The organism is Nonomuraea turcica, assembly GCF_030718205.1.
Taxonomy (GTDB): domain Bacteria; phylum Actinomycetota; class Actinomycetes; order Streptosporangiales; family Streptosporangiaceae; genus Nonomuraea.
Genome location: NZ_JAUZQF010000001.1, coordinates 695,579 through 715,285, shown reverse-complemented (window position 1 = coordinate 715,285; position 19,707 = coordinate 695,579). Strand labels below are relative to the sequence as shown.

Here is a 19,707-nt window from a genome sequence, read left to right as displayed (position 1 = left end):
TGCCGGTTCTTGTTGCAGCCACACCCCATGGTCAGTTTCCTCCGTTGATCTGCGTGGCCATGCTGGCGGCGATCTCCGCCCGCACCGGAGCCAACTCCGCGGCGAGCCGCTCAATCTCCTCTCGCGCCGCCTGCCGGCGCTCCATCTCATCCACCACGGCGCTCGCCAGCACGTCGACGCCCACGCCAGCCAGCACAGGTGTGCGGGGCGCAGCGGACGCGGTCAGCGCCAGGTTGGCGCGCGCCACCGCCGACGCCGCCAGCCGGGTCGGGTAGCCCGGCACCGGCACGCTGAGCACCGCGCGCAGCGACCACCGGCCGCCCCGGTCGCGCCGCCAATGCCCGGACGGGGCGCACGCGGCAAACACGGCACGATCCCACTCCGACAGCCACGGCGCGGCGGCGCCAGAAAACCACATGCCACGGTCGTTGGTGCCGACGGTGACGATCCCGGCCACGGTGCGCGTGTTGTCGAACAAGGCGCGCGTGGAGGCGGCGTCGGTGCCGTCGTTGTCGTGGCCAGTGTTCATCGTGAACACCCCGGCCAGCTCGGTCGAGCCGTCGTCGAGCTTGACGCGGGAGCGCAGGAAGTAGCTGGTGTCGACGTCGCCGAGCTGGTCGATCGTGACGCACTGGCCGGTGTAGCCGTCGTGGCACACCCCGCGCTGGGCGACCCAACCGTAGATGCGGCCGTCCTCAGTGACATGTACCGGCCCATCTTCGGTGCCCAGCGCCTCAGGTTCACGGAACCATGCAGCAGGCAGGGGTGGCAGCGCCTGAAATTCGCTCCATGCGCTGGCTTCGAGGTCGTCCATCTCCGGCTCCTCCCCGGCGCCCTCCGGCAGCGTGGACGCGGCCACGTACAGGCCGCGCGACAAGCGGGTGATGTACCCGGCTGCGGCGGCCCGCGCGAGGTAGTCGCGCGCCGCTACGGTCGAGATGGCGAGCGCGTCCGCGACCTGGGTGGCGCCGACCGGCACCGGGCTGGCGGCGACGTAGGCGACGATGTCCCGCATCCGGCCGGCTGGTGGCTCCTCGCAGGCGGCGGCCAGGTCCCCTACCGGGTCGAGGGTGATCCGCGCCCGGGCGAACGCAGGCATGCTGACGAGGGTGGCGCCTCGGACTCGGCCGCGGGTGATGCGCATGACCATGTCGCCGGACCGCTCCGCCATCAACACCTGACCCGCGCTGTCGTCCGCGTCCCCCGCGGCGGCGGTCATGATGCCGGACGCGGTGAGGGCCACCCGGAGTTCGGCGACTGGCACCCGCCCGTGGGGGTCTACCGTCCACTCCACCGTGTGGGCGGCGCGCACGGTCCGGCCGCTCGCGGCTTGCTCGGTGACGTGGGTGGCCCGCACCAAGTGGCCACCCTCCGGGAGCGGGAGCACGCTGGCCGTGGCCAGGGAGGCGAGCAGGATCACCTCCCCCTCGCCGGTGTCGCGTTCCTCGGCTGGGCGGCGGTCGATGAGCTCCACGTCCACATCGTCCAGGTCCACCGACACGCCGAGCGGGGCGTCCTCTTCCAGCAGCCGGATCGCGGCCGCACCGGAGGCTTGGCCGGGGTAGAGGAGGCCGGTGCCGGGGATCCGGTCGCCGTCCCGCCCCAGCGTCTGGATGGCGCCGGCGAGTTCGGCGCCTTCGTGGCCGATGAGCATTTCGTCGGCGTACTGCAGCGGCCACGGCCCGGCCTCCCAGTAGAGGGCGCCGGGGGCGAAGATTCTGCCGTCGCCGGTCTCTTGGTTTTCCCAGGCGAGGGCGGTGTCTCCGGGGGTGGACCAGCGGCGTGGCTGGCCGGCGGTCGGCGGGTCGGCGGTCACGGCTACCTCCTGCTCTGCTGGGGTGAGGGGGATGTCGGTGATGTCGTCGCCGAACGCCACCTGCAGCCGGTCAAACGTGATGGGTCCGGTCCGGTCTGTGAGGCCGACGATCTGGGGCAGGTCGTCGGTGTAGGTGAGGGTGACATGCGGAACCCAGGGCGCGTGCTGCTCGGGGAGTTCCATCAGCTCGGTGACCGCAGCGCCGACGCCGTTGCGGACGCTCTGCAGGTCAGCGCCGCCGACGCCGAGCACGATGCACGTGTCCCGCTCGGCGCTGTTTGGGTTGAAGACGCTGAGGGCGAACCCGTTGCCCTGCACCGGCATGGCGACCTGGTCCTCATCGCGCAGCCCGGCCACGACGCCGGTCAGCCGGTCCACGATCTGCTGCCGGATCTCGGCGGGCACGTCGGCGCCGCTGCCGAGAAACAGCAGCGTCAGGTGCAGATCGGGCGGGAGTTCTCCGTCTTCGACGGCGAGCCGGTCGATGTCCGCCTGCGACGGGACGAGGGCAACCATGCCGCCCTCGTACGGGCCGCCAGACGCGGCGGTCAGCGCTGATCTATGGGCGTCTCTCACGATGCCGTGCTCCTCCTCGAAGTAGCGGACGACCTCCGCGATCTCCCCGTCCGACAAGAACTGGCGGCCCGCATCCTCCGGTGGCCGATCGTCGTACCCGAACGTCACCGCACACCGGCACTGGATGACGTTGCTCGGCGAGCCAGCCGGGTCGCCCGGGTACATGAGCGGTTCACCGCCGACCAGGAACGGCGCAGCGAGGGGAACCGTGGCAGCGTCGGCCTGCCAGTGCGCCGGCCTCGTGCGCTCATCCGCAGTAGCCAGCCAGCTCTTGTACGGCGGCCGCACCTCAGCAGGCAGTACCTGGGCGGCGTCGAGGCTTGCGTGATTCCATACGCTGATCACTTCGGTGCGGGCGATCCGCTCTGCCCGCGCGCGGCCGAGCTCGACGCCGTCCTCGGCGAACACCTTGCGGAGGCGGCGGCCGATCTGGTCGATCCCCTCCCCAGCGTCGTTCCCCTCGACCAGGGCGTCGCGGGCGGCATCCCACAGCCGGTCCCCCACCCCTACGAGCCGGTTCTCCGCGGCCGACAGGTACTGGCGGACCTGGTCTAGCACCGAGAACGGATCGTCCAGCCACCGCTCCGGCAGGTCCTCCATGTCGGGAGGGAAGGGCACGCTGAACCGGCGCGTGACGGCACGGACGGCTGCCTCGAAGATGGCGAGCAGCGCAGCCAGGATCGGCCGGAGTTGCTCACCCCACAGTTCGACGATCCGCCGCAGTGTGGGGTTGTCGAGCGCCGCCAGCAGCTCGGCTGACTGCTTCTCTTCTCGGACCGCCTCACGCACGACTTGGGCAAAGCCTTCGGCGACCTTGTCTAGCGCGCGCTGCACCACCGCCTCGAGGAGGTCCTCAAGCGTGGTGAGGGTGCGCTCGGCAGCTTCCCTGGATTCGGCTCGTGGGTCGGGGGTGGTCAAGCCGCCTCCATCACGCACGGGGCGCGCAGCACGCCGCTCGTCTGGTCGTAGCGGTGCTCCACACCAGCGGCGATCAACTCCCGGCAGTACGAGTCGAGCGTGACGGCGAGACAGTCCGGGTCGAGCCCATACCGGGCGGCGACCTCCGGCACCCGCGCCCACGCCCCGTCCAGGAGCCGCCACTGCTCCACCTGGTCGCGATCCACCGGCAGGATCGTGTGCAACGCGGCCGGGGTGATCTCCTTTGCCCGGGCGCGCTCGCTGCGCGGGCAGGCCGGGGTGCGGCGGAGCTTCTCGCCGGCGCTGTTGAGGGCGGCCCAGATCAGCCCGTCCGCGGCGGCCAGCAACGCGTCCGGCAGCGCGGCAGACGCGGGCAGCGTGTCCGGCGGCGCGCTGGTCTCGTCGACCGGCAGCGGGGACGGCGCCGGGCGCGCCTCCCGGGCGGGCGGGCTGGTTGGGGCGTCGGCGTCGTCGAATCCCGTCTCCCGGCGCAGCGCCTCAGCCGAGATGGCGCCCCGGTCATACACCTCAAGGGCGGTCTGGCTGCGGTTCTGCCGGACCCTGAGCGGCGCGGTGTCGTACCAGACCAGCCACTGGCCGGAGTCCTCGACGCCCTCGTCCTCCAGCAGTGGCCGCAGCCACTGGGTGGTGAGAGCGTGGGCGACGGTGGCCAGCCGCGGTTCGATACCGAGCCGGATCGCCTCCGCCTGCAACGCCCACTGGCCCCAGTGGTTGACGTCGCCCATGCCGAGCAGCACCTCGGCCGGCACCTCCAGCCCGGTCGCGAACCGGCGGATCGCCTCTTCACGCAGCCGGATCGCCAAATCGTCGAAGTCGGACTCGAAGGTGAGCAGCTTCATCTCGCTGATCACCTCCGCCGGAACCTCCAGGATGATCGGCACCGTCGCCGCGGCCGACTCCGGCTCCCGGTAGGCGGTCTCGGCCACCTGCATGAACACCTCAAGCAGGTCGTCCTCGGCCGCATCCTGTCCGGGCGTCGTCGGGAACCGCGCCCCCTTAGGGACGAGCAGCACACCCCGCCCTGTCAGCCGGGAACGCGCGATGGCAGCCACCGCAGCGTTCAGCAGCTGCAGTTCCTCCAGCAGCCCCAGCGACGACCTGACCGGCGAGTCAGCCTCGAGGTGGCGGCGCGGGTGCGGCTCCCACACCCGGATCGCGACCGGCGCGGCAGGGTCGGTCGGCTGGTCGAGGTCGTGTGCGGGGATGATGACCGGTTCGCCGTCGATCTCGGCGATGAGTTTGCCGCCCTGCTGCGTCACCTCCGCCACCGACAGAACCCGCCACTCTTCGCTGCTGACCTGCTGCTGGGTGATGGTGGGGCGGATGACGATCCACCCTTCCCCAGCGACGACCAGGTGCGGGCCGAAGTCCCCCAGGAGTTGCGCCTGGCCTTCGGGGCCGCCAGCGATGCCGGTGACGAGCTCGGTGGTCCGGTGCCCGTCCGGGGCCTCTTCGATCGTGCCGTCGTCGGCGCGGCGGCCGGCGAAGAGGCGGGCGCCGGACATGGCGTTGGCCACCCACTGGGCGGCGAACCGCACTTCTGGGACCTGGTCGTAGAACTGCCATGCGCGTTCCTGCCACGACTGGTCGACCGGGCGGACGCGCAGCCGACGCTCGGTGAACCTGGCGGCGGCGGCGGTGAGGTCGACGGGGCGGGTCACGCGCTGGCCTCGGCGAGGGTGTCGTCGGCGCGGTTGAGGAGGGCGGCGCCGCCTGCGACGGCGAACCACTCCAGCCCGTGGATCAGGATGTTCGCATCAGTCCAGCGGTGGGCGGCGGTGAGGTAGACGGCGAGCAGCAGCCCCGATACCCACCAGCCGGCGCAGTAGATGCAGGACAGGAGCGTCATGCCCATGTCGCGGACACGGGACTGAACGGGCTGGGTCAGCCAGCGGAAGACGGCGTCACGGACCGGGTCGGCGATGACGTCGTGGACGACCAGCCTGGTTGCCCTGAACGAGGCGAGGGCGAGGATGACCAGTTCGACGATGGTGAGCACCGGCGCCCCCAGCAGAAGGATTTCCGGAATTGGCGACCATCATAGGGCCGCGACAGGAAATCCTTCGCCTTGGGGGAGCTGAGCGAGAAATATTACTGCTATAGGTCTTCGGGGCGCGGCATGCGGATCAGTTCGGCGGCGGCCTTACGCGCGGCGGCGGGTCTGCGGTCGTACCGGCCGGTGGTGCTCGGCGAGGAGTGGCCGACGAGCGCCTGAGTGGTGGCGAGGTCGACGCCAGCGTCGAGGAGTTCGCCGATGAAGGTCCGGCGGAAGTCGTGGGCGGTCAGCCGGGGCAGGCCTGCGTCCTGCCGGGCGGTGTTGATGACTTCGGCGATGGAGTGGTCGGTGAGGTGGCGTCGGACGATAGTCGCCCACCGGTTGACCGGGCAGAACAGCGGCCCGGTGGTGGCGTCGTGCTTGGCGAGCCAGCGGCCGAGATAGACGGCGGCATCCTCGCTGAGGTAGACCTCGCGCTGCTTGTTGCCCTTGCCGATGATGCGCAGGGAGCGCTGGCCGGGGTCGTAGTGCTCACGGCGGGCGGCGGCGAGCTCGGCGCGACGGGCGCCGGTGGCGGCGAGGGTGGCGATGATGGCGGCGTTGCGGATCCCGATCAGGGTGTCGCCGGGGCAGGCGGCGAGCATGGCGGCCAGTTCGCCGTGGGCGATGCTGCGGCCGGCGGGGAGGCGGGTGCCTTTGTCGCCGGGGATGTCGATGGCGCGGTGATAGTCGTCGGTGGGGATGAGGCCGAGTCGCCAGGCGGCTTTGAGGACGCCGCGGAGGGCGGACAGGTGCTTGTTGATGGATGAGGGTGACCAGGGGACGGTTTCGCCGTTGCGGGTGGTGGTCTGCTCGGCGAGGATCGCGCGAATGCGGGTGGTGTACTCGTAGCGCAGATGCTCCCAGGGCACGTCTTCGGGACGGTTCGGGTCGTAGTCCATGATGTCGGCGAGGCGGCGGAGGCAGCCGGCCATGGTGCGCTTGGACTCTTCGCGCGGGAGGCTGTCGATGTAGGCCCGATAGGGGTTGCGGTCGTCGGGCCGGGCGATGGGGAGAGCCGGTAGGTGGTCTTCGATGAGGGCGGGGAGGACGTCGGTCACGCCTTCAAGCGTAGGCAGATTTCTAGATCAACCTCCGGGAATTCACATTCTCGTAGGTCAGGAATCGGCCCCGAGAGGCTCTGTCATTGACGGCAAACATTCCGCACGGCAACAAAGCTGTTCGTCTCATCCGACTTGAGACACGTCTCGCCGATCATGAGGCATTCGCTCGGATGCCAGGTCAAAGGGCACCTCGCCCTATTTCACGGTCTGAGGGCCTTTCCTCCGAAGATCGCTTCCCGCGTGGGCGTGATCGTTTCCCGGAAGGGCGGTGGGCGGACCGGCATGGTGGTCAGCAGGAAGGCATGGTGGTCGGTGAAGTGGCCGGTGAAGGCCTCCACCAAGGCGTCTGGTTCACGGGGTCAGCCGCCACAACAGGAGCTGCTCGTCGGGTCCGGTCATCACGGCTGCCTCGGTGGAGACGGCGAAGGCCTTGGACTTGATTTCCGGGAGAGGTTCGCTGAGTGCGGTACGCGTGGACAGGTCCCACAGCTGGGTCTGGTTGCCTCCGTCGCGGTCGATTGTCAGCCTGGCAATGAGGTGGTTGTGGGCGGTGCCGATGCCATCGACCGAGAAGACCGTGTTCGGCAGCGTGAACGGCTCGGCGAGATCGCGGCCGGTCAGGGGGTCGAGGAAGCGGATCCAGCTGCTCTTCTCGCCGGTGACGACGATGGCCGGCGCGCAGCCGTACATGCCGACGTGAGCGATGGTGAACTTGTACGACGCCGGCTCCAGCCTGAAGGCTGAGATCTGCCGTTTGGTGGTGACATCCCAGATGGAGAACTGTTTGGGGTGCTGACTCGCGAGGACGGGGTCACCCCAGCCGTTGTTGAAAGCCACGGCGACGGGTTCGCCGTGGATCAGCCCCAGGCGCACCGTCTCGGCGTCGAGCGTGAGGCGGCCGTCCGGGACCTTGTTGTCCAGCTGCCAGGTGATGACCTCCGTACCGGCCACGCCGACAAGGCGGTCGCCGACCTGGACGAACTGCCCCACACCGGTCTTCGAGGCAGGAGCACCGAAGTCACTCTCGGGTTCGGCCGAGGTGGTCAGATCCCAGGTGCGGGTTATGGCGGGCTCAGACTCCTGCGGCAGGTGACCGGTGATCGCGACGGGCGTGCCGTCGATGGTGGCGGTGCCCACCGACATGATGTGCGCCGGGCCGGTCCTGGGGTCGCCGTCCAGCCTGCCCGTGGTCAGGTCCCACACCCGCATCGCGCCCACGTCCTCGGTGGCGACGACGCGCGTGCCGTCGGAGATGGCGAGATGGTCCGCGCCGTGGATGGTGTTGGCCGGGCTGGAGCCGAGTTGCTTCTCGTTCTCCACATCCCAGAGCCGGACGGTGTTGTCGTCGCTGCCACTGAGCAGCACCTGTTTGCCGTCGAGCGTGCCTGCGGCCAGGGCGGTGATCCCGGCGTTGTGGCCGCGCAGGCGCTCCCGCCTGAACAGCCCGAACAGATTGATGACGCCGGCCACGGATCTGGTGCCGTCTCCCCAGGCGAAGGAGCGCTCGCCAACTGCGACCAGCTCGTCGAAGGCGACGCTGGGAGCCAAGCCGTGGGCATCATCGAAGAATGGGGCGTCGCGTGGAGAGATTTCCCTGTGGATCTCCGGCGCCCTCATGTCTGGTGCGGCAAGTTCGGTGGCGTAGACGCCATAGGCGGTTCCGTAGTGGAGCCGGCCGTCCACGATCTGCAGGCGGCCCACACGTTCGGGGCTGTGGCCGCCGCTGATGAAGCCCTCGCCGATGCGCCGGTCCGTGGCCAGATCCCAGCGCTGGAAGGGCTTCTGGTGACCTCCGGTGACCAGGATGGTACGCCCACCCACGCGCCCCACGGCGAACTCCACGGCGCCACGGATCTTGTGCGAGCCGGTCCAGGCGCGGGTGCGGGTGTTCCAGACCCGGATGGTACGGCGGTCGCTGACGTAGAGGTGATCGCCATGCAGCGAGATCCCGGCGGGCTTGGCCGTACGCATGACGACCCGGCGCCCGGCCAGATCCCACACGTAGACCTCGTCGCCCGAGGTGATCAACACATCTCGCCCGAGACCGAAGACTCCGGTGCCCTCAACCGGCGGCGCCACCGAGGTGAAGTCAGGCAGCGACCAGAAGCGGACCTTGCCCTCCGCGCCCGCGGAGACTGCGATCGTCTTGCCGTCCAGCTCCCCGAAGGCAACGCCCAGCACGTCGGAGTGGCCGCCGTTGTCGAGAACCTCGGGCCCCTTGGCCGTGAGGGGCTTCACGGGGCAGGGCGTGGCACTGGACTGGGTCCAAGCGGGTCCGGGTGGGGTCTCCGGCGTCGCCGTACATGCCGACAGCAGCACGCATAACGCCGCAAGTACTGACGATCTCCTCACCACAACGGACGACAGCGGCCCGGTACGCCATCTCCCTGAGACCAGCGCGCATGCTTCCGACGGGCTCCTCATGTATGCGCCGCTCAATGGCCCCGATCTCACCAAACCAGTCCTTCCAGTACGAGGCCGCCGGCAAGGAGCGGCGCTGTTGCAGTCCCGGCTGCCGGCAACGACACAATTCTCAGGGCGAGATTCCTTGGACGGACGACGGTAGGCGTCGCGCTGAAGCGTGACCGCTCATCTAAGTTAGTGAGCCTGGGTATATCGCCGGTATGTCGCGGCATGCGTCGAGGCTCCCGCCCTCTCCAACTCCGACATGCCTGCGGGCAGTTCGCGTCCGACGGGACGGAACGCCGCCCACCGGAGCCCGCGAATCCACCACCGCCACCGACGTTCCCGGGACGTCCGACAAGCCGGAAACCCCACCCGACGGTTCCTTGGGGATCGGCGGCCTGAACAGGATCACATCCGTTGAATACCGTCGGCGGCGGTGATGGCCACGTGCTCGCCGACCAGGTCATCCAGGCCCCACCGCTCGGCCAGCCGCATCGCCGGGACCAAACCGCCGTACGCGATCATGTGCTCATCGTCGAAGATCGCGTCGGTCTTGGCCGCGTCGTGGAAGAATTGCACTTACGAAGTGTCCTTCCGACCGGACTGCTGGAAGCGTAGAAAACTCCCATCATCCCAGGTCAAAGGGCGCCTGGCCCTATTTCACGGTTCTTTTGTCAGATTCGCAGCAGCGGATCCAGGCTGAGTGATTGCGGTTTCGGTCACATGGGCATTCTCGTCGCCAGATGTCGTTGTGCGATCTGGGAGACTCTGTCAGATGAAGATCGACGACGCAGTGTTTCGGATGGGACTCGCCAACACCTACCAGGACGAGCAGTGGAAAAATGCGATCGCGGTGACCGAGAAGGTCGTACGAAGGGCCGAACCCGACTGGCTTGAGCAATTGATGACAGCTCTGCTGCAGGTCGCATCGCCGACCTACCCGATGCGGTACGGATTCCGGGAGGCGCTGCAGCGATTCGCGCTGGCAGAAGGTGATCCAGAGCACGTGATGACGGTGTGGAGAATCGCCTCCGCCGCGGGGGAGAAATGGGGCTCGATCCGAGAGTTGCCTCGGGAGGTGGCCGAGTGGCTGGCCACCGCCCAGCCACTGGAACATCTGATCCCGGTCTTCGCCATGGCCCAGGCCGATGACGAGATAGCGGCCTGCCTTCTTCAGGAGGCAGTGCTGCGCCACGACGACCTCAGGTCCGCGCGGGCGGCAGTCGAGTTCGCTGGACGGCTTCGCGCGGCAGACCATCCGCTCGCCATCTTGCCGCTCCACCGTTTGCCAGCCGAGCACCAACAACTGGGCGTGCCGCAATATCCCGGCAAGCCACGCAAGATCTGGTACGTCGCTCCCGAGCCGGTCGCCGCCCCCGGCGCGACCGGGATCGAGCTGAAAGCGGCCGAGATCGACTGGCCACAGGCTGTCCAGGCCATGAATGCCATCACCAGATGGCTCCACCCCGACGAACGACGCTCAACAGACGGCATGAGCGACTACACCGAGGCCAAGTTGTTCCTCCTTGACCGCCCGCTGGTGCCGGGCGATTTCGGGGCCACCACGCTGGCGGCCCTGAGCCTGCAATCGGCCGTAGGCAACCTGACCGTGCATCACGCACGGACTGCCGATGTGGTGCGAACGCTGTACGGTACCGGCGCATACGGGCGCCTGACCGCTTGGCAATCCCTCGCAGCCCTGACCGGGACCGACGGCGACCCCGCAACGCTCAAATGGGTCGCCGACCAGTGCACCTGGCTGTTCTACACCTCCGACTGGCACGGCCGCGACGGCTGCTCCATAGACTTCGGGATAGCCGTCCTCCGCTCTGACCACCAGAGCATCGCGATCATCGCAAGCACGTTCTCAGACTGACTGCGCCATCCGGCTTGCTGTAACACCACGGCGCCCACGCGTCGGCGATGTTGCCGATGGCGATGATGCGGCTGGTCGGGTCACCGTCCACCAGCAGCAGGTCTGCGCAGTCCAGGAGCCCTGCGGATTCTGCCCACCTCGGCAGAGGACACCTGAACAGCTCGCACTCGATGACGCAGAGCTGCCTTGCGTCCAGTCGCGCCAACCCGAGCGGTGGGCCGATACGGTCGGCCCCTGGCCAGGCTCGACCGACAGACCTCGCGAGCGAAACGAGGATTCGCCTCATGATCGACGAGACGCCATCGGTTCCGCGCGTCTCATCCAATCTGAGGCACCGCAGGCCAGCGCTATCCCGTACTTCAAGTTCAACGAGACAGGACAAAAGCCCTCCGGGCCGTCGATCGTGGCTGGAAATATCCAGCAGCGTTCAGCTGCGTTCAGACCTTCGGCAGGGCCCGCTGCTATCGATGGCCGCATTCGGGACCGTCACCTACGAGCGGCTGCCCCGAGACGGTTTGTGATCACCGTGCTGCTTCCTCGGCCATAGCGGAGAGGGCGCCTCCTTGCGCGGATCGTACGGCTTATACTTCGGCTCGCCCAGGAGCGCCGGTACGACGACAATCCGTTGCGTCTCCACCTTTTCTAACTCTGCGACGATGTCGCGGATGCAGTGCATCAACGCTCCTGCGGCCGCAGCGAGATGCTTTAAACCACCGCTGGTCGTCTCCACGAACACCACATGCCTGCTGGACCGTTGAATCGCCTTGCAGATATCGGAGTCGTAGAGCTGCTGGCTGTCGATCGAGATGACGATGTCGTAGCCGTACCGCTTGGCCTTGTCGTAGAGCTGCTTGTCCTTGATGCCCTTCCACCGCCGGTTGACGTGCGCCATCTGGTGCTCACGCAGGAGCCAGGTCAGCGGGTCTGAGAGCTGTTCTGGGACGTTCTCATCGAGGAGGATTTTCATCAAGCGACTCGGTCAGTCTGCCCTCGATTGCTGTACGTGCTGACGTATTCCGCGAATCGCTGCGCTGCTCGAGCCGCTTCGGCTGTGACTGAGGGGAAAAATCGCGCGATCTCATTTGCGGGGACGTCGTCGGCCATCAGGTCTGCGACTTGGTCGTAGCCGACGCGCGTCCCTTCGATGATGGGGAAGCCGCTGCGGACCTCAGGGTCTAGGACCACGCCGGGAACGGGTCGCAGGAATGGCAGCACAGGGCCGACCCGGCCTTCGAACTCTCCGAAGACGTCCCACATGCCTGCGAGCATGTGGTTACCCGGCTTGCGGAGCAGGTCGATCGCCTCGTCGCCGTCCACCATGACGATGGTGTCGCCGCTGCGGACCAGCTTGTACTCCGACAGGTGGTCGATGTTGCCGAGGGCTCGCAGGTTTCTGATCGACTTGCGGATGCTCTGCAGCGAGGTGGTGTCCTTCTCGCGGAGGTAGACGATCGAGCGGAGCGCGACGACGTCTCTGTAGGAGTAGAGGACCTTGTGGGGTGTCTGGTATTCGGGCGCGAACACCGGGGGCCGACGTCTCCAGTGCTTCAACTGGCCGACGGTGGCGCCCGAGAGCGCAGCTGCGAGCACGGTGCTGTACATGTTGCGCCCCTCCCTCTCCAACTCGTTCCTCAGCTAGACGTTAACGTCTCAGCTTTGGTTTACATATGGCGATTTGCTCACAATTGGCTCAACCGTCCGGGCACGCACATCCCGCATACCCGCTCTGACGTACGGTACTCAAGGCATCACGAATCGCACGCAACATCCGCCGATACGGCGACCTCTAGCGAGCCACACGCTGCGCGCTGCTCCCAACGACAGGCCGCCCGTACCGCGCAGCCGCCCCAGACGGCCGACCCTCCCGAGCCCGAGCCGGCGATCGCACGCTGCCAGTCCCGATCAGGTCCCGTTCGGCGACCAAGTACCTGAGGGCGTCCATCCCGTGGTCGTCTGACTTGACCGGCTCCTCCTTCAACACTCCGCCGGGCCTCACGGCCCACACGTACGCTGGGAACTCTTCCGCCGTGCTGGCCGGCTTCTTGGCCTCCTCCAGCTCTGGATCCCGTTCGACGAGGCTGTCGCGCATGAGGTACAGCCGCGGCCGTGCGTCCCCTGCCGGGCGCAGTCGGGCTTGGACGGCTTGAATGCCATCCCTGACCGACTTCCGCGCTGGGGACGTGGGCAGGCCGAGGTGGCGTTCGAGGGTGGCGCGGTCTTCGGCATCATGATCGCAGATGACAGCTCGAGGGTGTGGCTCGATCCAGGAGCCGTCGCGCTGGACCAGGCTGAGGATGGTCTTGGCGTGGTCCTCGACCAGACGGCGGGTGATGTAGATCTCCCGGTAGAGGTAGAACCGTCCGTCGCCGTCCTCAGCCCAGAACTGGCAGACGAACGGATTGGTGAACCCGAAGTCGATCGACCACCAACGCGACCACGACCCAGGGATCTCAAACCGGTCCACCACGTGCACCGCCGGGTCGAAACCGTCATACACGAGCCCCTCAGCCGACACCCACTTCCCCCACCGCATCCGCTGGTAGCGAGCGCCGGAGAGACTGTCGAGCCGCGCAAGGTATGTGCGGCCGTACTCTGTCCACTCACCGTTTTGGTACAGCGGGGGGTTGTCCTCGTGTTTGCTGTACAACATCCGGCAGCGCCCAGAGTCGGCCCGCTGCTTGAGGTGGTGGCTTGGGTGACCAGGGTTGGTCGCCATGATGAGACGCTGATGGGTGAGTACGCCGTTTCTCAGCCGACTAACGATGGTGTCAAGATCTTCGTCGGTGACTTCAATGGCCTCGTCCACGAACGCCAGGTCAAACTCGGTACTGAGCAATCGCGATGCGCGATCTAGCCCCCCAACGACGATGACACTGCCGTTCGTGTACCGATACGAGGCTGGTTCCTGTGCCGAACCACCGTAGAAGTGGAGGATGCCCGCGGCGAGAGCTTCCTTGGCAACCTTCTCCCGGAAAGTGACCAAGGTGGAGGCGGTCAGCGAAGCGTGGGTCTTGCGAACGATCAAGGCTCGAACCTTGGGTGTCGCAAGGCATGCGAGATGTATGTACATCAGCGCGCCCACGCTCTTGCCGGTCCCTGCTGCGCCGCTTAGGAGGACCTCAGGATCAGTAGATCGGAAAAGATCCTGTACCGCACCACGCGGCTCGTACCTGACCACGATCTCAGCCACGGTGCCGCTCCACGTAGTCAGCGGCGGCTCGCAGAAGCTTCGGGTCATCCTTGAACATCCCGATAGCGCGGTTGCACCACTGACACAGCAGTTGTCGCACGCATTGCCCGCAGCTCTTGCCCTTGGTGGGGCAACAGGCATGATCGTGGTCGACGTGAAGAATTTCCTGATTGTCGCCACAGATGGCGCAGGCACCAGTCTGTGCGGCCACGAGCGCTTCGTACTGGGCTAGGGACAAACCGAAGTTGGCGCGCAGTTTGTCGCTCCGCTTGCAGGTCTTGCACCGCGGATTCAGGCCGTCCGCGCAGTTCCTCGTGGCTTGAAACTCAGTCTCCGGCTGCCATATGCGGCATGTACGGCACTGCTTCCGGCCCTGCTCATCTCGGACAGTCGTGGGTTTGTATGTGCGGATCTGCGCACTGCCGACGGTACCCGTGTTCTTTAGCCGCACATAGTGCGTGTAGCAGTAGCCCGCCGTGTTGTGCTTCCTGCCGCAGCCATCTACCCCACAGACACGGATAGGTCGCTCAGGTAGGCCAGCCCGGCGCAAGCGTGCGTAGTGCGTGTCGCACAGGCCGCGCGCCTTGAGCGGTTTGGTGCAATCTTCCTCGGAACAAGTACGCTCGGTCATGTCGGCTCCTGGACAGTCGGCCGCACCCCGGGACGGTTGCCGCCGTCGCCGGGGCCTCATGACTTTTATTTTACTGTTTCCGCAGGTCATGCGGATCATTTCAGTTGATCTGGGTCCACGCCGACCACCTCGTACTTGACGCCGCCGGACACACTGACCTTCTTCTCAGCGTCCAGGCCGAGCAGCGCGGCGCGCCGGGCCTGAATTTTCAGGAGGCGGTCGATCGCTGCGAGCTTCGGCCCGTCGTCGATCAGTGGCGCTCCCTCCCATTCGACGACTTCGCCGCGGTCCACCACGAAGTGGCGGGCCTCGAGGATGGCGAGCGCCGCGGTGTGCATCTCGTCCAGCCGCATCAGCTCGAGCTGGCGGACTTCTTCGGCGGGCTCGCGGACGATGTCGGCGATGGCGCGTTGGACAGCTTCGTAGGCGTTGCTGCGGGTTGTGCCGAGTTGGTCGGCGATCTGCTGGTAGGTGAGGCCGCGGGCGCGTAGCCGGCACGCTTCGGCGTCGCGATGGGCGGTGGCTGGGTCGCGGGTGTAGCGGCCGTTGCCGCCTCTGGTGCCGGACACCTGGTGGCCTCCCCTCCGATGGGTAGGTGTGGTTACCAGTTTCGCCTACGGGACGGTGGCGGCCTCGGCGGGCAGGCGGAGCCACTCGGCGACCGTGAGCGTGTAGGCGGCGGCAGGGACGCGGATCGGGAGGATGTGCGGGATGACGAGGACGCCGTCGGCGACGGGATGCAGGTCGCAGGGCAGCGCCCCGGCTGTGATCACGGGTCTATTGTCTCGGCTGGCCGCAGCGTCCTGCGCCATGGCGTTCGGCTCAATGGTTGCTAGGAGTCGAGCCTGGCGGCGGAGCCGGGCATCGTACGGTCACACATGCTGACCGGGCAGTCCAGAGCCAACGTGTCCCCCTGACGTGCTAGTACGCTCTTTGGGAGACCTGAGGCAGTTGGGGCTGAAGGTGGCGGGTAGAGGGCGGCTCTCCGTTGGTGGCGGAGGGCCGCTTTCGCGCTCGGTGAGAGCCTGGCGTATGTCCTTGTGGGCGAGATTGGCAGTAATCGTCTCACAAACGGCTGATCAGCCGGAACGCATACACGAGGGACACAAGCCCCACGATGCACATGGCGACGACGGCCGCCTCCAGGGACACCGCCAGCATGCCCAAGCAGATCACGCCAGCAGCCACGCCAGCCACGACGACGACCGTGTTCTGGCTGACAGTGATCTTTCGCTTGGGTGCTTCCACCGGCGCTGAAGGAAGCGGCTCCCACAACAGGCCACACTCGGGACACCGCCACGGCTCAGTCGTACCCTCAGGGCGGAGGCACTGGTGTGTGCTCAAGGTGTCGTTCCTTCCTCAAGCACTCAATGCTGGCGAGGGTCGCAGCCGTTGGGGCACTCCCAGCGGCCCATGATGTACCTCGGGATGCGCTCGTCAGCGGACGGCGTGCTGATCCTGCTCACGCTTACGGTGGTGCCGCAGACCGGACACTCCGGCCACTCCTGGGCGCGCCACTCCTGATCCGTGAACGTCGTGCTGCTCCGCTCCTCCTCGGGGCCGAGGCTGAGGTTCTCGGGGTTGATGCGCCATGTCGTCACGTTGTCTCCTTCAGCAGGTCTGTCTGTCCTTCGCAGTCTCCTCTGTCACGCCGGGCGATACGCGGCGACGGCGGGTCGATGATCCCCGCCTTCTCCGCGCACTCCCGGCCGCGCCGGCGCTTCCTCGACTTCGGGTCCCACAGGAGGCGACCGCATCCGAGGCAGTGGACCAGGGTGATCGGGAGGTTGAGGAGGGTCACGGCGTCTCGTACCGCCCCAGCGCATGAAGCGCCCTCGTACGCCCGTACGGGGTCAACTGGTAGAGGCGGCGGCGTGGCCGGTCCGGGAGCGGTTCCTGCGTCGCCCATGCGCTCTCAACCCACTCGTTGGCCTCCAGGCTGGCCAGCTCCGGGTGGATCGCGTGCAGGCCGGTGAGGTCGCAGATGGTCAGCCCGGTCAGGCGCTGATCGGCGTTGAGGAGGACTTCCAGAATGCGGCGGGCCTTGTCGTTGACCTTGAAGTCAGGGTTGGCCATGGTCCCCAGTCTCCTTCGCCTTGCGTGCTCGCCACCATCTGAGGCAGGTCAGGCAGACGTCTCCGGCCTCCGGGTACAGCCTGCCCGACCCGCGCCGTGGCGGCCTGCCCGTGCGAGCGAGGCCGGGGCAGGTCGGGTAGAGGTGGTCGCCGCGCTCCCCGACGTACCACTCGTCAACGCCCTCGAACTCCTCCGCCAGCTGGGTGTCGGCGGCGTCGAGGGCGACCACGATGAGCGGCTCAGCCACGGTCTGCCTGCCGGGAGTCGAGAGCAGCGTCGAGCGCCTTGCGCGTCTCACACGGTGCGGGAGCGCAGCACTCAATGCAGAGGGCTTGCCCGACTGCGTGAGCCTCCTCAGCGCAGGGATGAAGAGCACGGACGCAGGCGATCCGGACTTCCAGCCGCCGGTTGATGGCGGTGAGGAGCAGGCTTGGGAGCGGACGTCGGCGGACATCACGACGCCTCCCTGGACTGCTTGGAGCGGGCGCCGGGACTGGCGGGGTCGAGCTTGCGCAGGTCTTCCACAAGCCTGTGGATGGCGGCGAGGAACGCCTCCTGGTCGTCGAGCCGGCGTGCGCCGCCCTGCTGGTAGGCGGGGGGCTGGATGATGGGCGCCAGCGCCTGATATTGGGCGCACAGGCTGCGCAGTTGGTCGAGGTCGAACAGGTCGGCGATGCGGTAGAAGGCGGCTGCGGCGCTGGTGAGGGTGTGGAGTGCCTGCGGGTAGGTGTCCCGATCTGCCGTGATCTTGCTCATGGTTCCCTTCCGTTTGTTGTGCCGCCCGGGATGGGGACGCTCCTGGGCGGGGCTGTAGCGGCCGTAGAGCCGCCGCCGGGCTCGTGTCGCTGTCTTGACACCTGGACGTGAATATGACTAGCCAGCGGCCCGCTCAGCGGCTCCACTGTCAGGCGGGCGCCCAACGCCTCCAGGCACGCCACGAAATTCGGCAGCCGCGGATCCTTCAACCCCTGCTCCCACTGCCGGATCGTCCGGTCACTCACCCCCGCCAGCGCAGCCAGCTGCTTCTGCGTGAGACCACGCTCCCAGCGCAGATCACGCAACACCGCCACGAGCGGATCCAGCTCCGCCGACGGCCTCCCACGCCTACCCACGACGCACCTCCCCTCGCCCGGCCGCGGGGGCTTTGGACTCGTCGACCAGACGGCGGGTCACCGCGGCCGGCAACAGCCCTCCGGCGGGGCGGCAGCCGTACGGGCACGGCATCGCCTCGCTGGCTCCCCACGCCCTGCAGATCAGCGGCCGGATCTCGTACACGCTGCACCGGCCATCCACCAGGGCAGGGCAGGTGTAGTCCTCACCGGCGAGGATCCGCTCGAGCGCCTCGGCCGGCCGCGGGATCGTGACTCCGGCGCGGCGTATACGGGCCCGCTCGTACGGGTGCATGTCGATCGGGCCGCACGCCTCCTGACACAGCCCCTTGCAGCCCACGTCCGGGACTTGCACGTACAGCGCCTCGAGGTGGGCCTCGATCGCCTCAGACCAGCGGCTCACTCAGCCACCTCCGGCAGATGCGTGAGAGCGAAGTGCGCGGCACGCCGGATCCGATCCTCCATGCCGTCCAGCTCCCGGCGGCGCCGCTGCAAGGCAACGTGCTCCCGCGAGTACTCGCCGAGCGCCGCCACGATCTCGTCCACCGAGACGTGGTCCCGGTCCACCCGGGACACCCACTCCCGCAGAGTGCAGCCCATTGCGGCCTCGAACTTGGCCAGCACGTCGAGCGCGTCCTGCGTATCGGCGTCGAGCTTGGCCGGGCCCACCTCAGCTCGGATCTTCTGCTCCAGCCGGAACACCTCGTTGCGGTGCTCCTGCCGGAGTTGCCACATCTCGTTGATCCGCAGGTTGTCGGCCCGGCCGACCAGTTCGGCGAGCAGGGCGACGGTGAGCTTCGGCTGCCGCTCAGCCGGCTTGACCACGACCTTGAAGCGGCGGCGATTCGCCTGCGTGGGCGGCTCCATCAGGCCCCAACCGGGCGGCACTTCCTCCGGAAGGATCATCTTCGGCGGCGCCACCACCCAGAACCTCGAGGAGTGCTCCCACCAGGCGTCCGCCTTCGCCGGCTGGTCGAGCTCGCGCAGCCAGTCGCTCCTGCTGACCTTGAGTTCGTGGACGTCGATGCCGTAGCCGCGGGACGGCCACAGCCCGATGCGCACCAGGTCCGCGCGCCGGTTCGACCCAGGCGCGGCAACCTCGGGGAGGAGGACCTCGCCGTCCTGGTCGGCGCCGGGCTTGCGGTAGTGCGCGATGAGCGCGTCCATGAGTTGCTGCGTCGCGGTCACGTCTCCGCCTCCTTGTTGCCCGCCGTCGCTTGCTCCGCGTCAGTCCACTGCCATGTCGGGATGAGCCCGCACACCGCGAGCACGTCCCCCTCGGCTATCCGCGCCGCCGCCTCGAACAGGTCCGCCTCGTGGAGCAGCGCCTGCCGCATGTCGTCCGGCGCGCCATCCGCGTACTCGCGGCGGCCCGCAGCCACCCGGCGCAGCAGCTTGCCGATCCGCTTCTGCTCGACCTCGCGCACCACGGCGTACTTCCGGCGGGTCATCGTCGAAGTGAGCCCGCACTGGTCACACGTGGCGACGTCCCCATGCCAGGTGACCGTGCGGTGCGCCGGGTTGGGGCAGGTCCAGAACTGGATGCGGGCATTGCCCAGGGTGGCCATCAGCTCGTCGTCGGTCATCAGAACCTCCACCACCCCGACCATCCGGCGGGCAGTTCCGGATAGTTGGCGAGCATCGGCCAGAGGATGGCGAGGTGCTGCTCTTGGACGTCGAGGGTGACGTTGCCCCAGTACGAGGCGCCGTCCCACCGGCCGTCGCAGTCGCCGCCGTACCGACCGTCGTCGTGCGCCCGCAGGAACGCGGCCGCGTCGGCTGGCCGCTCGTGCTGGGAGTCCCACAGGATGCCGATACAGGCCACCGTGACGCCCTTGCGGCGGCGGAACCACACGGCGTCGACCCGGCCACGCCAGAACAGGCCGGCGTGCCCCTGCTCCTCCGTAAGGCGGAGGCTGGACAGGTCCACGGCGTACGGACGCCTGGAGATCACAAACTTGTCTTCTCGGATCATGAGCTGGGTCCTTC

At 67.7% G+C, this 19,707-nt stretch carries 24 protein-coding genes; 1 reads left to right on the top strand and 23 read right to left on the bottom strand.

Annotation, left to right across the window (positions count from 1 at the left end):
- Positions 1-31 precede the first annotated feature (31 nt).
- The 6 genes from Q9G87_RS03690 to Q9G87_RS03665 form a co-directional block, all read right to left on the bottom strand.
- A complete protein-coding gene (locus Q9G87_RS03690; protein ID WP_305914723.1) occupies positions 32-3,310 on the bottom strand; it encodes a phage minor head protein in 3,279 nt (1,092 codons plus the stop codon).
- A complete protein-coding gene (locus Q9G87_RS03685; RefSeq protein WP_305914722.1) occupies positions 3,307-4,992 on the bottom strand; it encodes a hypothetical protein in 1,686 nt (561 codons plus the stop codon). Before Q9G87_RS03685 ends, Q9G87_RS03690 begins: the two co-directional genes overlap by 4 nt.
- On the bottom strand, positions 4,989-5,330 hold the full coding sequence (locus Q9G87_RS03680) for a DUF1360 domain-containing protein (protein ID WP_305914721.1): 342 nt from the start codon (positions 5,328-5,330) through the stop codon (positions 4,989-4,991). The genes Q9G87_RS03685 and Q9G87_RS03680 overlap by 4 nt, the downstream gene beginning before the upstream one ends.
- A gap of 98 nt (positions 5,331-5,428) precedes the next feature.
- Positions 5,429-6,427: a tyrosine-type recombinase/integrase gene (locus Q9G87_RS03675; protein ID WP_305914720.1), complete on the bottom strand. Its 999-nt coding sequence runs from the start codon at positions 6,425-6,427 to the stop codon at positions 5,429-5,431.
- 354 nt (positions 6,428-6,781) lie between these two features.
- Positions 6,782-8,668, bottom strand: coding sequence for a WD40 repeat domain-containing protein (locus Q9G87_RS03670; protein ID WP_305914719.1), 1,887 nt, complete (start codon positions 8,666-8,668; stop codon positions 6,782-6,784).
- A gap of 576 nt (positions 8,669-9,244) precedes the next feature.
- On the bottom strand, positions 9,245-9,415 hold the full coding sequence (locus tag Q9G87_RS03665) for a hypothetical protein (protein WP_305914718.1): 171 nt from the start codon (positions 9,413-9,415) through the stop codon (positions 9,245-9,247).
- Positions 9,416-9,611: 196 nt separating this feature from the next.
- Between Q9G87_RS03665 and Q9G87_RS03660 the strand changes: the two genes are divergently transcribed.
- The gene (locus Q9G87_RS03660) at positions 9,612-10,712 is read left to right on the top strand and encodes a DUF6183 family protein (RefSeq protein ID WP_305914717.1); all 1,101 of its coding nucleotides are present in this window, start codon (positions 9,612-9,614) and stop codon (positions 10,710-10,712) included.
- Between the two features lie 490 nt (positions 10,713-11,202).
- Here the strand turns inward: Q9G87_RS03660 and Q9G87_RS03655 are convergent, their stop codons facing one another.
- The 17 genes from Q9G87_RS03655 to Q9G87_RS03585 all read right to left on the bottom strand — a co-directional run bounded on the left by Q9G87_RS03655 (position 11,203) and on the right by Q9G87_RS03585 (position 19,693).
- A complete protein-coding gene (locus Q9G87_RS03655; protein WP_305914716.1) occupies positions 11,203-11,679 on the bottom strand; it encodes a hypothetical protein in 477 nt (158 codons plus the stop codon).
- Positions 11,679-12,314 (bottom strand): DUF433 domain-containing protein, encoded by a 636-nt coding sequence (locus Q9G87_RS03650; RefSeq protein ID WP_305914715.1) that lies wholly within the window; start codon positions 12,312-12,314, stop codon positions 11,679-11,681. Before Q9G87_RS03650 ends, Q9G87_RS03655 begins: the two co-directional genes overlap by 1 nt.
- Positions 12,315-12,498: 184 nt before the next feature.
- On the bottom strand, positions 12,499-13,902 hold the full coding sequence (locus Q9G87_RS03645) for a phage terminase large subunit (RefSeq protein WP_305914714.1): 1,404 nt from the start codon (positions 13,900-13,902) through the stop codon (positions 12,499-12,501).
- On the bottom strand, positions 13,895-14,533 hold the full coding sequence (locus Q9G87_RS03640; protein WP_305914713.1) for an endonuclease domain-containing protein: 639 nt from the start codon (positions 14,531-14,533) through the stop codon (positions 13,895-13,897). The genes Q9G87_RS03645 and Q9G87_RS03640 overlap by 8 nt, the downstream gene beginning before the upstream one ends.
- 95 nt (positions 14,534-14,628) lie before the next feature.
- Entirely contained in the window at positions 14,629-15,102 is a 474-nt protein-coding gene (locus Q9G87_RS03635; protein ID WP_305914712.1) for a hypothetical protein, read from the bottom strand.
- A gap of 45 nt (positions 15,103-15,147) precedes the next feature.
- Positions 15,148-15,306, bottom strand: coding sequence for a hypothetical protein (locus Q9G87_RS03630; RefSeq protein WP_305914711.1), 159 nt, complete (start codon positions 15,304-15,306; stop codon positions 15,148-15,150).
- Positions 15,307-15,598: 292 nt separating this feature from the next.
- On the bottom strand, positions 15,599-15,781 hold the full coding sequence (locus tag Q9G87_RS03625) for a hypothetical protein (protein WP_305914710.1): 183 nt from the start codon (positions 15,779-15,781) through the stop codon (positions 15,599-15,601).
- 119 nt (positions 15,782-15,900) lie between these two features.
- Positions 15,901-16,134: an FmdB family zinc ribbon protein gene (locus Q9G87_RS03620; RefSeq protein WP_305914709.1), complete on the bottom strand. Its 234-nt coding sequence runs from the start codon at positions 16,132-16,134 to the stop codon at positions 15,901-15,903.
- Entirely contained in the window at positions 16,131-16,442 is a 312-nt protein-coding gene (locus Q9G87_RS60540; protein WP_371825721.1) for a DUF6011 domain-containing protein, read from the bottom strand. The genes Q9G87_RS03620 and Q9G87_RS60540 overlap by 4 nt, the downstream gene beginning before the upstream one ends.
- A complete protein-coding gene (locus tag Q9G87_RS03615) occupies positions 16,331-16,609 on the bottom strand; it encodes a PadR family transcriptional regulator (RefSeq protein ID WP_305914708.1) in 279 nt (92 codons plus the stop codon). Before Q9G87_RS03615 ends, Q9G87_RS60540 begins: the two co-directional genes overlap by 112 nt.
- Positions 16,596-16,907: a hypothetical protein gene (locus tag Q9G87_RS03610; RefSeq protein ID WP_305914707.1), complete on the bottom strand. Its 312-nt coding sequence runs from the start codon at positions 16,905-16,907 to the stop codon at positions 16,596-16,598. The genes Q9G87_RS03615 and Q9G87_RS03610 overlap by 14 nt, the downstream gene beginning before the upstream one ends.
- 155 nt (positions 16,908-17,062) lie before the next feature.
- Positions 17,063-17,365 carry a hypothetical protein gene (locus Q9G87_RS03605; protein WP_305914706.1) on the bottom strand — a complete coding sequence of 101 codons (303 nt, stop codon included), beginning with the start codon at positions 17,363-17,365 and terminating at the stop codon, positions 17,063-17,065.
- Positions 17,362-17,673, bottom strand: coding sequence for a helix-turn-helix transcriptional regulator (locus Q9G87_RS60535; protein ID WP_371825734.1), 312 nt, complete (start codon positions 17,671-17,673; stop codon positions 17,362-17,364). Before Q9G87_RS60535 ends, Q9G87_RS03605 begins: the two co-directional genes overlap by 4 nt.
- A gap of 40 nt (positions 17,674-17,713) precedes the next feature.
- Positions 17,714-18,121 carry a YkgJ family cysteine cluster protein gene (locus tag Q9G87_RS03600; RefSeq protein WP_305914705.1) on the bottom strand — a complete coding sequence of 136 codons (408 nt, stop codon included), beginning with the start codon at positions 18,119-18,121 and terminating at the stop codon, positions 17,714-17,716.
- Entirely contained in the window at positions 18,118-18,906 is a 789-nt protein-coding gene (locus Q9G87_RS03595; RefSeq protein ID WP_305914704.1) for a hypothetical protein, read from the bottom strand. Before Q9G87_RS03595 ends, Q9G87_RS03600 begins: the two co-directional genes overlap by 4 nt.
- Positions 18,903-19,304 (bottom strand): hypothetical protein, encoded by a 402-nt coding sequence (locus Q9G87_RS03590; RefSeq protein ID WP_305914703.1) that lies wholly within the window; start codon positions 19,302-19,304, stop codon positions 18,903-18,905. The genes Q9G87_RS03595 and Q9G87_RS03590 overlap by 4 nt, the downstream gene beginning before the upstream one ends.
- Positions 19,304-19,693 (bottom strand): hypothetical protein, encoded by a 390-nt coding sequence (locus tag Q9G87_RS03585; RefSeq protein ID WP_305914702.1) that lies wholly within the window; start codon positions 19,691-19,693, stop codon positions 19,304-19,306. Before Q9G87_RS03585 ends, Q9G87_RS03590 begins: the two co-directional genes overlap by 1 nt.
- Positions 19,694-19,707 lie beyond the last annotated feature (14 nt).